The 14,350-nt window shown below is 72.2% G+C and carries 10 protein-coding genes; 7 read left to right on the top strand and 3 right to left on the bottom strand.

Annotated elements, in window-relative coordinates:
* Window positions 1–4: 4 nt before the first annotated feature.
* A complete protein-coding gene (locus AB0C33_RS16950; RefSeq protein WP_358288443.1) occupies window positions 5–757 on the top strand; it encodes an alpha/beta fold hydrolase in 753 nt (250 codons plus the stop codon).
* A 222-nt stretch (window positions 758–979) separates the two neighbouring features.
* Here AB0C33_RS16950 and AB0C33_RS16945 read toward each other — a convergent pair whose 3' ends face one another.
* A complete protein-coding gene (locus tag AB0C33_RS16945) occupies window positions 980–2,413 on the bottom strand; it encodes an aldehyde dehydrogenase (protein WP_358288440.1) in 1,434 nt (477 codons plus the stop codon).
* 126 nt (window positions 2,414–2,539) lie between these two features.
* Window positions 2,540–5,563 (bottom strand): M14 family zinc carboxypeptidase, encoded by a 3,024-nt coding sequence (locus AB0C33_RS16940; protein WP_358288437.1) that lies wholly within the window; start codon window positions 5,561–5,563, stop codon window positions 2,540–2,542.
* Between the two features lie 203 nt (window positions 5,564–5,766).
* On the opposite strand from AB0C33_RS16940, the gene AB0C33_RS16935 reads away from it, so the two are divergent.
* Window positions 5,767–6,663 (top strand): hypothetical protein, encoded by an 897-nt coding sequence (locus AB0C33_RS16935; RefSeq protein ID WP_358288434.1) that lies wholly within the window; start codon window positions 5,767–5,769, stop codon window positions 6,661–6,663.
* Here AB0C33_RS16935 and AB0C33_RS16930 read toward each other — a convergent pair.
* Window positions 6,645–7,958, bottom strand: a complete 1,314-nt coding sequence (locus AB0C33_RS16930; RefSeq protein WP_358288431.1) for a GH1 family beta-glucosidase — start codon at window positions 7,956–7,958, stop codon at window positions 6,645–6,647. The genes AB0C33_RS16935 and AB0C33_RS16930 overlap by 19 nt on opposite strands.
* A gap of 88 nt (window positions 7,959–8,046) precedes the next feature.
* Here AB0C33_RS16930 and AB0C33_RS16925 point away from each other — a divergent pair, with 88 nt between their 5' ends.
* The 5 genes from AB0C33_RS16925 (at window position 8,047) to AB0C33_RS16905 (ending at window position 14,270) form a co-directional block, all read left to right on the top strand.
* Window positions 8,047–8,685: a TetR family transcriptional regulator gene (locus AB0C33_RS16925; RefSeq protein WP_358288428.1), complete on the top strand. Its 639-nt coding sequence runs from the start codon at window positions 8,047–8,049 to the stop codon at window positions 8,683–8,685.
* Window positions 8,686–8,893: 208 nt separating this feature from the next.
* Window positions 8,894–9,253 carry a MerR family transcriptional regulator gene (locus tag AB0C33_RS16920; protein ID WP_352352118.1) on the top strand — a complete coding sequence of 120 codons (360 nt, stop codon included), beginning with the start codon at window positions 8,894–8,896 and terminating at the stop codon, window positions 9,251–9,253.
* 36 nt (window positions 9,254–9,289) lie between these two features.
* Window positions 9,290–10,714, top strand: a complete 1,425-nt coding sequence (locus AB0C33_RS16915) for a penicillin-binding transpeptidase domain-containing protein (protein ID WP_358288425.1) — start codon at window positions 9,290–9,292, stop codon at window positions 10,712–10,714.
* A gap of 69 nt (window positions 10,715–10,783) precedes the next feature.
* On the top strand, window positions 10,784–13,138 hold the full coding sequence (locus AB0C33_RS16910; protein ID WP_358288423.1) for a LuxR C-terminal-related transcriptional regulator: 2,355 nt from the start codon (window positions 10,784–10,786) through the stop codon (window positions 13,136–13,138).
* A 358-nt stretch (window positions 13,139–13,496) separates the two neighbouring features.
* Window positions 13,497–14,270, top strand: a complete 774-nt coding sequence (locus AB0C33_RS16905) for an AMP-binding protein (protein WP_358288421.1) — start codon at window positions 13,497–13,499, stop codon at window positions 14,268–14,270.
* The last annotated feature ends 80 nt before the right edge of the window (window positions 14,271–14,350 follow it).

Below are 14,350 nucleotides of genomic sequence, written 5' to 3'. Positions count from 1 at the left end.
ATTCATGCCTTTCGCGCCACATTTCCCGGTGATGCTCAGGACCGAGGACGGTGTCCGCATCGACGCCGCCCACACCCCCTCGGCGGCCGGGGACATCGGGATCGTCATGGCGCACGGCTTCACCGGATCCTGGCGCGAGCGCACCGCCCGCCGCATCGCGCACGTGCTCAGCGGCTACGGCGGCGTGCTCGCCTTCGACTTCCGCGGCCACGGGCGCTCGGGCGGCGAGACGACGGTCGGCGACCTGGAGATCCTCGACGTGGAGGCCGCAGTACGGCATGCCCGCGTGGTCGGCTACCGGCGGATCGCGGTCGTGGGCTTCTCCATGGGCGCGGCGGTGGCCGTCCGGCACGCGGCGCTGCGCCGGGGGGTGGACGCGGTGGCGGCGGTCAGCGGCCCGGCGCGCTGGTACTACCGGGGCACCAAGCCCATGCGCCAGGTCCACTGGGCCATCGAGCAGCCGTTCGGCAGGTTCGCCGCCCGGCTGGCCAAGCGCACCAGGATCGCCAGCGGCCAGTGGGACCCGATCCCGATGCCGCCGCACGAGGCCGCCGCCCTGGTCTCGCCCGCCCCGCTGCGGGTCGTGCACGGCGACGCCGACGCCTTCTTCCCGCTGGACCACGCCCACCAGCTCTACGACGGCGCCCGCGAGCCCAAGGAGCTGTGGATCGAGCCGGGTTACGGGCACGCGGAGTCGGCCGCCAGCCCCGAACTCATCCGGCGTATCGGTAAATGGATCTCCTCGAACCTTTCGTGAGTAATACCCGTCTATCTAAGACGGATGGAAAGGATCCGCCAGGAGAAAAGTCCTCGGGGACGGAAACCGCCTTCGCGGTGACCGTGGGACATACTTCAGTAGCCGGGCAGTCGCCGACTGTAGGCGGCGGATCCGGCACCTGGCGTCGCGGGGGCACGCTGGGTGCCTTACCCGGCCCGTAAGAGGGGCTCCGCGGCGCGCGGGGCCCCTCTTCGCCCGCCGTCAGCCCAGCCGGGCGATCGTCTTGTACTCCAGGTAGCCGTTCAGGCCCTCGGGGCCGAGCTCGCGGCCGATGCCGCTGGCCTTGAAGCCGCCGAAGGGCGCGTTCGACTCCAGCATGAAGCAGTTGACGCCGTAGGTCCCGGTGCGCACCTGGCGGGCGACGTTCATGCCGCGCTCGGCGTCGGCCGTCCAGACCGTGCCGGCCAGGCCGTAGTCGCTGTCGTTGGCGATGCGCAGGGCGTCGGCCTCGTCCTCGTACGGGATCACCGCCAGGACCGGGCCGAAGATCTCCTCGCGGGCGATGCGCATGTCGTTGCTGACGTTGGCGAAGACCGTGGGGGCGACGTACCAGCCGCGGTCACGGGGACGGTCGAGGCCGCCGACGACGACCTTGGCGCCCTCGTCCATGCCGATCTTGATGTAGCCCTCGACGCGCTCCTGCTGGCGCTTGGCCACCAGCGGGCCGATGCCGGTCGCCGGGTCGGCCGGGTCGCCGACGGGCTGGGAGTTGACCATGTTCGCCACGGCGTCCACGACCTCGTCGTACCGGCTGCGGGAGGCCAGGATGCGGGTCTGGGCGACGCACGCCTGGCCGTTGTTCATCAGCGTGGCCATGGCCAGGAAGCCCATGCTGGCCTGCAGGTCGGCGTCGTCCAGGATGATCGCGGCGGACTTGCCGCCGAGCTCCAGGCTGACCCGCTTGAGCTGCTCGCCGCAGATGGAGGCGATGCGGCGGCCGGCGGCGGTGGAGCCGGTGAAGGCCACCTTGTCGACGCCGGGGTGGGAGATCAGGTGCTCGCTCACCTCGCGCCCGGCGGGCACGATGTTGAGCACGCCCGCCGGGATCCCGGCCTCGGCCGCCCACTCGGCCAGCAGGTACGCGTCCAGCGGCGTCTCGGGCGCGGGCTTGAGCACGATCGTGCACCCGGCCAGCAGCGCGGGCGCGACCTTGGTCATGGTCACGAACTGGGGCACGTTCCACGGGACGACGGCCGCGACGACGCCGACCGGCTCGCGCCGCACGGTGATCGGCCCGAACAGCCCGGGACGCTCCTCCTCCTGGGCGAACTCCTTGCCCAGCCCGGCGTAGAACTGCAGCATGCCGAGCGGCTGCGGCGCCTGCGCGAGGTTGGAGAAGGTGATCGGCGAGCCCATCTCCTCGGTGATCAGGGCGGCCATCTCGCCCTGGCGCTCGTTGTAGATCGCGGCCAGCCGCTCGATCACGGCGGCTCGCTCGGCGAACGTCATGCGCGGCCACGGCCCGTGGTCGAACGCCTGGCGGGCGGCGGCCACCGCGCGTTCCACGTCCTCGGCGGCGCCGTCGGGGACGCGGCCCACGACCTCCTCGGTGTGGGGGGAGATGACGTCGATCGTCCCGGTGCCGGCGGGGGTCACCCATTCGCCCCCGATGAACAGCTTGTCGTGCTGGCGCATGTCGTGAGCCTCCTGCTTGACCGAATGCTTGCTTGCTGGGCGTACGCCTCAAGGCGACCGAACCATGTTCTGTCCGGGCGCGCAAGAGGGGCGCGGCAGCGGTGTGCCGCGCCCCCCGGGGCGTCGCTAGCGGGGGTCGCCCAGCAGGTGCCGCATCGACCGCTTGACCAGGTCCGTACGCGCGGCCTGCCCGGTCAGGCTCTCCACGCCGAAGCCCAGATAGACGGTGTCCGCGGTGACGATGCCGCCGCCCTCCTCGAAGACCTGGTCGGTGCGGAACCAGTTGTTGATCGACGGGGCCGAGCCGGCCGGCGGCGCGGCGACGGCCCAGCCGCCGAGGTCGGACTCGAAGGAGGTGTCACCGGCCGCCGCGCCGTCCAGGGTGACCTTGGCGTCGTCGAGGAAGACGCCCGCGCCCTGGGTGGACCAGTCGCTGACGTAGGAGATCGACAGCTCGACCCGCTTGCCCGCGTACGGGGTCAGGTCCACCCTCCACTGCTGCCAGCCGCCGGAGTTGCCCGAGGCGGCGTGCCACGCGCCGGAGGACCCCGTCGGCTCGCAGGCCGCGCCCTGGTAGTGCCGGGTGAACGGATGGATCACCCGCCAGCCGCCGCTGTTCTCGGCCTTGCAGCTCTCGCCGGTGCTCTGCGAGGTGTGGCCGTTGACGTCGGGGAGGGTGGTCCAGTCGTCGGCGCCCGCGGTGTGCGCCTCGACCGTCAGGAAGTCCCAGTCGGCCTCGGTGTCGTAGGAGGTCCAGAACGACAGGTCGCCGGAGCTCCTGCCGGTCAGGTCCACGGTCGTGGTCAGCCGCTTCCAGGAGACGTCGGCGATGCCGCTGTAGACGTCCCAGGAGCCGGTGTGGGGGTCGAAGGGGCCGCCGGGGCGTACCCACTTGACCTGGGCCGAGCTCGCGAACAGCGGGAACTGCGCCGGGGGCAGGATGGCCGAGGTGGCCACGAACGAGTTGGTGTGGCTCGGCTCCAGCGTGCCGGCGAAGCCGTCGAACCTGCCGCCGTTGCCCTTCAGCGCGAACGGCTGCCCGCTCGCCTGGTCGGCGCCCCCGTCGTCGAAGAAGACGTAGGCGCCCAGCCAGTACTGCTGGAAGTCGTTGAACACCTGGATGCACGGCGGGTCGTCGGGGACCGTGCACTCGGGGTGGCCGGGCTGGTCGGGCTCGTAGTAGTACGCGCCGTTGTTGTTGGCCGCGTACGAGGGGTACTTGCCGGCGTGCAGCAGCTTGCCGCCCTCGTTCAGGTAGTCGCGCACCGCCAGCTCGGTGTCCACGCCGCCCTTCGATGTGGTGCCGGCGACCTGCCCGGGGGAGCGGGGGATGACGTCGTCGCCGGTCTCCCAGACCACCGCCTTGTAGTGGCTGAGCACGCCGAGCGGGTGCGGGGCCCTGCGGCCCATCTTGTCCATGTCGTAGACGTCGGTCGTGTAGCCGGCGTCCTGGAGCGCCTTGACGTAGTCGGCGGCGTACTTGGCCTCGGTCCCGCCCTGGGCCGGGCTCAGGCCGGTGACGTCCTCGGTGGCCAGCACGAGCACCTTGCCGCCGATGTCGTCCTGCACGGTGTAGGTGAAGTCGCCGCTCTTCCTGCCGAGCGAGCTGAACCAGACCTTGACCTTGTCGCCCGGCCGGGTGCCGGTGATCGTGCCGCGCAGCCGGTGGTAGTAGCGGTCGTAGCCCTTGCCGTACCGCTCGCCGCCCTTCCACTCGCCGGTCGGCGCGATCCTCGTCCGGCCGCCGTTGACCTGGTAGTTGAGCAGGACGGGGCCGATCCTCCGCTTGGCGGTGACCTGGACGGCCTGGTCGGTGCCGTAGCTGAACTCGAACGGGTCGAGCACGAAGTCGGGTGTCCTGTTGCCCAGATGGCTGACCGGATCGGCCGGGTCGGCCGCGGACCTGGCGACGTCGAGCGCGAACGGCAGGTTCTTCTCGAACTCCGCCTGCACGGCCGCCTCGTCGTCGGGGAAGACGAACCCGCAGCCGTCGCAGCCCTCGTCGAGCTCCGGCGTCCAGGACAGGGTGCCGTACCTGGCGTGGGCGTGGTCGTTGGTGTCGCCGTTCGTGGTGTAGAGCTCCGCGCCGAGGTCGGGGTCGAACCCGGGGACGGCCGGGGCGTCGTCGTCGCCGGTCAGGGCCTCGTAGATCGGGTTGTCGGCGGTCTTCGTGGCGATCTGGAACCCGCTCGGGTAGAGCAGCAGCGGGCCGAAGGAGTGGTAGTTCAGGTTCATCTCGAACCTGACCCGGTTGAGCAGGCCGTCCATGGCCCTGGTCTCCGGCTCGCTGGCCGGGCCGGTCCCGCGGAAGGTCTCGCTGCTCGGGATGCTCGACGAGCCCTCCTCGTCGTAGCGGAAGTTCGTGGGGAAGTTGCGGTTCGGGTCCACGCCGTCGCCGTTGGTGATCTTCCCGTCGCCGTCGTTGTCGCGCAGGTTCTTGCGCCACAGGCGGTTGCCCTCGGTGAAGGTGAAGTCGTAGCCGTCGGGGTTGGCCACCGGCACGAACCACAGCTCGGTCCGGTTGAGCAGGTCCCGCAGCGCCGACCTGTTGGCGATCACGTACTTCAGCAGCCGCATGTCCACCTCGGCGGCGATCCACTCGCGGGCGTGCTGGGTGGCCGAGTACAGCGTGGCGGGCTTGAGCCCGTCGGGCAGCAGCCGGGCGCCCGTGGAGACCTTGACGGCGAGGATGTCCTGGCCCTTGAGCGTCCTGCCGATGGACTGCAGCTCGACGATGTCCCTGTTGGCGTTCGCGATCGCCCTGAGCTGGTCGGCGATGCCGCCCCGCTCGGAGTACGACCGCCACACGGTGTAGCCGCCGGCCGCCTGGGCCTTGGCGGCCTGGAGGTTGCTCTGTCCCTGCGGGTTGCGCACGGGCTCGGGCCGCAGGCCGAGCTTGGCCAGCCCGGCCAGGTCGGCCTGGGCGGCGGTCAGCTCGACGTGCTCCTTGTCGCCGCCGTTGTCGTGCTGGACGACGTCGAAGCCCTTCTCCCGCAGGAACTGGGCGGTGCCCGGCTCGCCGTCCACCTGGTAGAGGTCGATGCGGTCGCCGGGCGGCAGCGGATCGACCGACGCCTCGGCGGTGAGGGGGACGAGGGAGGAGCCCAGGCCGAGGAGCACGGCCGCGGCGATGGTCATGGTTCGAGACACGATCTGCCCCTTCGCAGAGACGAGTTCGATCGCCATCTCAGACCGGGATCAAGTCCTCCACAAGGCCCAATCTTTTAGATCTTCCTTATTTCCGACAAAGGACCATGTACCTCGCCAAAGGTGCGTCAGTTGGCTGGTTCGGATGACAGCCATCAAGATCATCTTCTATAGTTTCGGTCCGTCTATGCGAGGAGGGGACGGGTGTGAGGATCTGGCGGCTCGCCGCGGTCTTCGTCGTCCTCTCCGGGCTGCTCGGGCTCGCCTCCCCGCAGCCGGCGTCGGCCGATCCCAACATCGACGAGCTGCGCAGACTCACCAAACAGGCGTCCCGGCTCAACGACCTCTACCGCGGCCAGATCCAGAGCCTGGAGGAGATCAGGATCCAGGCCAAGAACGCCACCGACACCTCCGGCGACCTGGCGGCGCGCCTGGCCGCGGCCCAGGCCGGCGTGGCCGAGATCGCGCGCCAGGCGTACGTCAACGGCCCCCTCGACGGCATGCAGCTGTTCGGCCTCAGCGTCGACCCGGCCATCGCGCTCGGGCAGGCGGCGAACATGTCGTACATGGCCGCCGAGCGGACCGAGCGCGTCCAGAGCATCCAGAAGCTCATCGCGAAGTCCAAAGAGGCCAAGCTCAACGCCAACGACAAGATCGACAAGCTGAAGAAGGAGATCAGGACCCTTCAGGGCAAGCGGCGCGAGATCGAGCGCCTGCTCGCCAAGTACGGCTTCCAGCAGCCCGGCGGCGCCGAGGGCCTGACCCAGCGCATGATCACGGTACGCGCCGAGATCATGCAGAACTTCCCGATGAAGTACGGCGTGGGCTGCCTGCGCCCCGGCGACCCCGGCGAGCACGGCAAGGGCCGGGCCTGCGACTTCATGATGTCCCGCGGCGGCACCATGGCCTCCGGGGCCGACGCCGACCGCGGGGACGCCCTGGCCGAATGGCTCATCAAGAACGGCGCGCGGATCGGCGTCATGTACATCATCTGGAAGCAGCGCTACTACGACATCCGGTCAGGCGGAGGCTGGGACCCCATGTCCGACCGGGGCGGCGTGACCGCCAACCACTACGACCACGTTCACGTCTCGGTGTTCTGAGCGACCCGCTCCCGGTACCACGCGTAGGACGCCTTGGGGGTGCGGCGTCCCGTGGCGAAGTCCACGTGCACCAGGCCGAAGCGCTGGTGGTAGCCCTCGGCCCACTCGAAGTTGTCCAGCAGCGACCAGACGAAGTAGCCGCGCACGTCCACGCCCTCGGCCCGCGCGGCCATGACGGCGTCGATGTGGCCGCGCAGGTAGTCGATGCGGGCCTGGTCCTCGACCGTGCCCCGCGGGGTGAGCTCGTCGGGCTGGGAGCAGCCGTTCTCGGTGACGTGGATCGGCGGGAGCGCGCTGCCGTACCGGGCCTTGAGGCCGGTCAGGAGCTCGCGCAGGCCGTCGGGCACGACCGGCCAGCCGAACGCGGTCGTGGGATACCCCGTGACGCCGGTGTCGCTGAACGGGAGCACCTCGCCGGGCGGCGGGGCGGCGATCCGGGTGGGGTTGTAGTAGTTGATGCCGAGGGCGTCCAGGGGGGCGGAGATGGTCTCCAGGTCGCCGTCGCGGACGAAGTCGAGGTCGGCTGTGTAGGCCGAGAGATCCGGATACCTCCCGAGCAGCACCGGGTCGTTGAACAGCCGGTTGTGCAGGACGTCGTAGGCGTCGGCGGCCTTGACGTCCGCCTCCTCCCGCGACGCGGGCCAGACCGGCGTGCAGTTGTTGGTGATGGCCACCTGCCGCGCGCCCGCCGCGCGCAGGGCCGCGACCGCCAGGCCGTGGCCGAGGAGCTGGTGGTGGGCGACGGGGAGGGCGTCGAGCAGCAGGGCCTGGCCGGGGGCGTGGATGCCCATGGCGTGGCCGAAGGCCATGTGCACGAACGGCTCGTTCAGGGTGATCCACAGCGGGATGCGGTCGGCCAGGCGCTCGGCGACGATCGCGGCGTAGTCGGCGAAGCGGCCGGCCGTGTCGCGGTCGGTCCAGCCGCCGCGGTCCTGGAGCGCCTGGGGCAGGTCCCAGTGGAAGAGCGTCGGCACGGGCTGGATGCCGGCCGCCAGCAGGCCGTCGGTGAGGCGTTCGTAGAAGTCGAGGCCCGCGGGGTTGACCTCGCCGGCGCCGAGCGGCTGCACCCGCGGCCAGGCGATGGAGAAGCGGTAGGCGTTCACGCCGAGGCCGGACATGAGGGCGACGTCCTCGCGCCAGCGGTGGTAGTGGTCGCAGGCCACGTCCCCGGTGTGGCCGTCCCTGGTCCGGCCGGGCTCGTGGGCGAAGGTGTCCCAGATGGACGCGCCCCGGCCGTCCTCGGCCACCGCGCCCTCGATCTGGTAGGCGGCGGTCGCCGTACCCCATAAGAACATCTCGGCTCCTTTATGCGAGTATGGCTCATGTTAACGGACGGCAAAGTGGCCGGTCTGTACCTGCTGGTAATAAGCCAGGATGGGGAGCATGACGAGTACCTTGCGCCGCCGTCCCGCCCAGCGCCGGAGCGTGGAGCGGGTGGAGCGGATGCTCGACGAGTGCGCGCTCCTGCTCGACGAGGTGGGCTACGAGGCGTTGACCACGAAGGAGGTCGCGCGCCGCGCCGAGGTCCCCATCGGCACCTTCTACCAGTTCTTCCGCGACAAGCAGGGCCTGGTGCGCGCCCTCGCGCTGCGCAACCTGGAGGCGTTCCTCCAGCGGGTCACCCAGCGCATCGCCGAGGCCGATCTCAGCCACTGGACCGACCTGGTCGACCTGGCCATCGACGAGTTCGTCGACATGAAGCGCACCACCCCCGGGTTCGCGGTGGTCGACTTCGGCGAGGTCCTGCCCACCCCGGGCGGGCCGCCGCTGGAGGGCACCAAACGCACGCTCGACAGCGCCCTCGACAACAACGTCATCGTGGCCGACCGGTTGCGCGCCCTCACCCTCGCCCTGCTCGACGCGCCCGCGGGCCCCGGGCTCGACCGGGCGCTCGTGGTCGCCGTCGAGGCCACCGACGCCGTGCTCAAGCTCGCCTTCCGGGCCGATCCCGGCGGCGACGCCGACCTGATCGCCGAGTGCAAGCAGCTCGTCCGCCGCTACCTCGCCGACCACCTGCCCTGATCCCCCAGGCGACGGCGTTCAGACGGGTGCGCTCATGGTGCCGCGTCCTGGAAGCGGTCGAGGATGGCGAAGGTCTCCCGCAGGCCGACGCCGGTGCCGAACGGGATGGTGCCGAGTGCGATGTTCATGGGGCAGACCCTCGGACCTGGAGCGCACTCCATGTCAAGCCGTTGACCTGGAGTGCGCTCCAGGTGAAAGACTGGGACGCGTGAGCGTGTACACCCCCGCCGAGGTCGTCGAGGAGACCGGCTTCAGCCTCGACACCCTCCGCTACTACGAGAAGATCGGCCTGCTGGAGCGCGTGGAGCGCAACGCGGCCGGTCAGCGCAGGTTCAGCGAGGAGGACGTCGGCTGGCTCGGCATGATCCGCTGCCTGCGCGACACCGGCATGCCCATCGCCATGCTGCTGCGCTTCGCCGAGCTCGTCCGCGGCGGCGACGACACGATCCCCGACCGCATCAGGCTCCTGGAGGAGCACGACCGGCAGGTTCAGGCCCAGATCGCCAACCTGGCCGAGCGCCAGAACTACATCCACCGCAAGATTTCCTACTACCGCAGCGTCCTGTAGCCCTGCCTTGGTGGTCCGGTTGTTAGACCAAGGACCATGGCGGGAACCAGGGCGAAGCAGATCGACGTCCCGCTGGGCCGCATGGCCGTGCTCTGCGCCGCCCTGCTGTTCGTCCTGCTGGCCCACATCACGGTCGTCCAGGCGTTCGGGACGCGGGGGCTCAACGCCGACCGCCGCAACGAGCGCTCGCTCATCTCCCGGTTCGCCCGTCCGCGCGGCGACATCCTGACCTACGACGGCGCGACCGTGGCCAGGAGCCGCCCGACGCCCGGCGGCGGCCCGTACCGGTTCCAGCGGGTCTACACCGACGGCGAGCTCTACGCCCCCGTGACCGGCTACCTGTCCCTCTACCGGTCCACGGGCGTGGAGGAGGCCGAGGACGGCGTCCTGTCCGGCGACGACGCCAAGGTCAAGGTGCGCTCGATGGTCAGCGACGGCGACGTGGCCGGCGCCGACGTGCGGCTGACCATCGGCCAGCGCACCCAGTGGGCCGCCTACCACGCCCTGGAGGCCGCCGGCGTGCCCGGCGCGGCCGTGGCCATCGACCCGGCCACCGGCGCGATCCTCGCCCTGGCGAGTTACCCGTCCTACGACCCCAACACGCTGGCCACCTTCGACCCCGCCCGGCTCGACGGCGCCCTCGACCGGCTGCGCGACGCCCCCGGCCGGCCCCTGCTGAACCGGGCGCTGGACCAGGTCTATCCGCCGGGGGCCACGTTCAAGGTGGTGACCACGGCCGCGGCGCTGGCCTCGGGGGAGTACACGCCGACGGCCCCCGTGGACGCCGTCGTCCGCCCGCGGCTGCCCGCCTCGCTCGCCGGTTCGTGCGGCAGGCCCCGGCCCACGCTGCTACGCGCCTTCCAGACCTCGTGCGACACCGCGTTCGCGGGCATCGGGGTGCAGCTCGGCCAGGACATCCTCAGGGACCAGGCCGAGGCGTTCGGGTTCGGCGACGGCGACCTGCGCGTGCCGATGGCCCCGGCGCCCAGCACGTACCCGCAGGGGATGGACCGGGCGCGGACCGCCCTGTCGGCCGTCGGCCGGGACCAGGACCGGGCGACGCCGCTGATGGTGGCGATGTTGTCGGCGGCCGTGGCCAACAACGGCGTGCTGATGCGGCCGTACCTGGTGGAGGAGGTGAGCCTGCCGGACGGCTCGCTGCTCGGCCAGGCGGGGCCGCAGCCGTACCGCACCACCATGACGACCGTCCAGGCCCGCTACCTGGCCGCGATGATGACCGCGGGGACGCACGCGGGCGGGCCGGGCGCGGCCGTCGCCGTCCCCGGCGTCGAGGTGGCCGCCAAGATCGCCACGGCGGGCGGCGAGCACGCGCTGGCCACGGCGTTCGCCCCGGCGACCGCCCCGGAGGTGGCGGTCGGCGTGGTGCTGGAGCACCCCGGCTCCCGGGCCGGCGCGGTGGCGCAGGTGGCCCGCGCGGTGCTGGAGGCCGCGCTGGCTTGACCGCGGGCCGCCGAGTTCGCCACCGATTGAGTCTGGGCGCGAACGGTAGTTGATGCCACACTCACAGTGATGCTGCGAACCGCCGATTTCCGCAACCTGCCGGCCGAGCCCAACCTGTTCGTGGGCCGGGAGTCCGATCTCGATGAGCTGGCCCATCTCGGCCGCGTCTCGCGCGTGGTGACGCTGTGCGGCGCGGGGGGCATCGGCAAGACGCGCCTGGCCCTGCGCCTGGCCGCCAGGGTCGCCGCCGAGCACCCCGACGGCGTGTGGCTGGTCGAGCTGGCCGACGTGGAGAAGGGCGAGCTGCGGGAGCGGGTCCGCGCCGCGCTCGGCATCGCCGAGGACCTGGCGGACACCATCGGCGGCCGCCGCGTGCTGCTCGTCCTGGACAACTGCGAGCCGGTGGTCGGCGAGTGCGCCGAGCTCTGCCGCGACCTGCTCGGCGCCTGCCCGCGGCTCACCGTGCTGGCCACCAGCCGCGAGCCGCTGCGGGTGCCGGGCGAGACGGTCTGGCGGGTGCCGCCGCTCTCGCTCGTCGGCGAGGAGAGCGAGGCCGTGCGCCTGTTCGTGACCAGGGCCACCGCCGCGCGTCCTGGCTTCGAGCTGACCGAGGAGACGCTGCCGCTGGCGATCGAGCTGTGCCAGGCGCTCGACGGGCTGCCGCTGGCGATCGAGCTGGCCGCCGCCATGGTGCGGGTGTTGTCGGTCAGGCAGCTCGTCGAGCGGCTCGACGACCGGTTCAGGGTGCTGGCGGGCGGCGCCCGTACGGCCCACGCCAGGCACCGTACGCTGCGTGCCGCCGTCGACTGGAGCTACCGGCTGCTCAGCCCCCAGGAACGCCTGCTGCTGCGCCGCGTGGCGGCCTTCCGCTCCTGCTGGACGCTCGACCTGGCCGAAGCGGTGTGCGCCGGCTCCGGCCTGCCCGAGGAGGACGTGCTGCCGCGCCTGTGCGACCTGGTGGACAAGTCGCTGGTGGTGCTCGACGGCGAGGTCGCCGGCCAGGCCCGCTACCGGCTGCTGGAGACCGTCCGCGAATACGCGCTGGAGCGGCTCGCGGAGTCCGGCGAGGAGGCGGCGCTGCGCCGCGCGCACCTGGCCGCGCTCGCCGGGCTGGCCGGGCGGTTCAAGGACGTCCTCGCGCCGGGCACGCGCACGTCGTGGCCCGTGCTCGAGCGCTACGTCAACCTGTTCGACGGGCTCAAGGCCGAGGTGGGCGCGGCCTGCGACTGGGCCGTGGCGAGCGGGTCGCCGCAGACCGCCCTGCAACTGCTGACCGACGTGCGCTACCTGCTCATGGCCAGCGGGCGGCGGCTGGACATCGCCGAGCGGCTCGACCGGCTGCTCGCGCTCGACGCCCCCGACGTGCCCGAGGGCTTACGCGGGCAGGCGATGATCCTGCGCGGTGAGCTGGCGCTCGCGGCCGGCGAGACGGGGCTCGCGGCGCGGTGCGTACAGATCGGGCTGGCGCTGTGCGTCGACGCCCAGGACGCCTACGGCGAGGCCGTGGGCCTGATCATGCTGGCCCAGGCGACCGGCGACCAGGAGTCCCTGACCCCGGCCCTGGAGGCGGCGCGGCGGCGCGGCGACCCGATCCTGGAGTCGCTCGCCCAGGGCACCCGGGCCGACTTCGGCCTGCGGGCCGGCCGCCTGCACGAGGCGCGGCGCGCGTTCGAGGAGGTCCTGTCGCTGAGCGAACGGCTGGACAACCACCTCGGCCAGTCCTACGGGCACGTCGGCCTGGCCCAGATCGCCCGGCGCACCGGCGACCGGTCGGCCGCCCGGCGGCACTACGAGGCCGGCCTGCGCCTGCTGAGGCACATCGACGCCCGGCAGCAGATCGTGAGCTGCCTGGCCGGGCTCGGCCGCGTCGCGCTGGAGGAGGGCGACCTGGCCGAGGCCCGCGCGCGGCTCACCGAGGCGCTGGTGCTCAGCCGCGACGCGGGCCTGCGTGACAGCATCGCCCGGCGGCTGGCGGCCTGGGCGCGCCTGGTGGCGGCCGAGGGCGACGACCGGCGCGCGGTCCTGCTGGCCGCCGCCTCCCTGGGGCTGCGCGACCGCCGCCCCGACGCCCGCACCGAAGAGCTGCTGGCCCCCGTCCGCGAACGGCTGGGCGAGGCCGTGGTGGCGCTGCTGTGGGCCGAGGGCCTGGCGATGACGGCCGACCAGGCGGTCTCGTGCGCGCTCGGCGGCCCGTTGCCCGAGCTGCCGGCCGCGCCGGTCGCCCCGGCGGCCCAGGACAGCAGGCTGACGGCCAGGGAACGCGAGATCGCCGAGCTGGTCGCCCGCGGGCTGAGCAACCGGGCCATCGCCGACGAACTGGTGATCAGCCCGGCCACCGCCGCGCGGCACGTCGCCAACATCCTCGGCAAGCTGGGCTTCTCCACACGTACACAGATTGCCGCATGGGTGATCGGCGGACGCTGATCCCGGCGGGTTCTCTACACATCGCCGCCGCCCGCCGCTTACATCGTCAAATGGCCATGTCAGCGCATGTGCCGCCCCGGTCCGAACGCCTACCGTTCTGCGTGTGATCGACCGCGCCCCGCGCTTCCCGTCCTCGCGCCGGGGGCCGCGGCGGCCGATCGACCGAGGGACGTCACGCGTCCCGACGGAGCCGGGCCTTCTCGGAGGGGTGGGGGCCCGGTTCCGGGGCGCGTGACAGCGGGCTCGAGTCGCGCAGGGCTCGGGCCCGCCCACCTCGGCCCTGGGCTGGGGAAATGCACACCGCTCTACATAGATCGGTGGATGCGGCCGGCGCGCGGGCGACCGTACGTTGACGGGCATGACGCCGTCCGCCTCGTCCTCCGGCACCGTGATCCACGAGGTGTTCTGCCGGGCCTACGAGCGGGGCGAGCGGCCGGCGCTCATCGATCTGCGCGGCGGCCACGTCTACGGCTACCGCAGCCTGGTGACCGAGGTGACCAGGGCGGCGTCCGGGCTGGTGCGCAGGGGAGCGCGCCGCGACCAGGTGGTGGGGGTGCACGTCTCCACGACCGGCACCCAGACGGTGGCCCTGCACACCGTGCTGGCGGCGGGCGGGGTGGCCGCGCCGATCGGTCCGGGGCTCGGCGTCGAGGAGGTGGCGGCGCTGCTGCGCGAGTGCGACGCCCGCATGCTGATCACCACCCCCGACCTGGCGGAGACGGCGATCGCGGCGGCCGACGGCTCCCGCGTGCGCCAGGTGGTCTCGCTCGGCCCGGCGCTCGACACGATCGACTTCCGCGGCCTGCTCGTGCTGGAGCCCACCGCGCTGCCCGCCCTCGACGCCAAGCGCCAGGACGCGCTGGCGCTGCCCGGCGGCGCCCGGCTCACCCATGCCGACCTGCTGGCCAGGATGGCCGAGCTCGACGTGCCCGTCGGCCTGAGGGAGTCCGACGTCGTGCTGTGCACGTGGCCGCCCGGCGCCGGCGCCGACCTGCCCGCCCTGGTCGGCCTGGCCGTGGCCAAAGGCGCGCTGGTCGTGGCCGCGGGCCCCGGTGACCTGCCCGGATCCGGCTACGACGCGGGCGTCACCGTGCTCACCGGGCCGGCCGGCACGCTGGAGCGCGTGGGCTGAGTATGCGGACCTGTTACCTGCCCCGCCCTTGACGTCGGCGCGCGCGAAGTGGGTTGATAGCCGTTGTTGACAACGTTGTC

This window comes from Nonomuraea sp. NPDC048881, from assembly GCF_040649795.1.
Lineage (GTDB): Bacteria > Actinomycetota > Actinomycetes > Streptosporangiales > Streptosporangiaceae > Nonomuraea.
This window is presented reverse-complemented; position numbering and strand designations above follow the sequence as displayed.

Coding starts and splice junctions, on each gene's coding strand:
- AB0C33_RS16950 (WP_358288443.1), top strand. CDS start 5: ATGCCTTTCGCGCCACATTTCCCGGTGATGCTCAGGACCGAGGACGGT.
- AB0C33_RS16945 (WP_358288440.1), bottom strand. CDS start 2,413: ATGCGCCAGCACGACAAGCTGTTCATCGGGGGCGAATGGGTGACCCCC.
- AB0C33_RS16930 (WP_358288431.1), bottom strand. CDS start 7,958: ATGTTCTTATGGGGTACGGCGACCGCCGCCTACCAGATCGAGGGCGCG.
- AB0C33_RS16925 (WP_358288428.1), top strand. CDS start 8,047: ATGACGAGTACCTTGCGCCGCCGTCCCGCCCAGCGCCGGAGCGTGGAG.
- AB0C33_RS16915 (WP_358288425.1), top strand. CDS start 9,290: ATGGCGGGAACCAGGGCGAAGCAGATCGACGTCCCGCTGGGCCGCATG.
- AB0C33_RS16910 (WP_358288423.1), top strand. CDS start 10,784: ATGCTGCGAACCGCCGATTTCCGCAACCTGCCGGCCGAGCCCAACCTG.
- AB0C33_RS16905 (WP_358288421.1), top strand. CDS start 13,497: ATGACGCCGTCCGCCTCGTCCTCCGGCACCGTGATCCACGAGGTGTTC.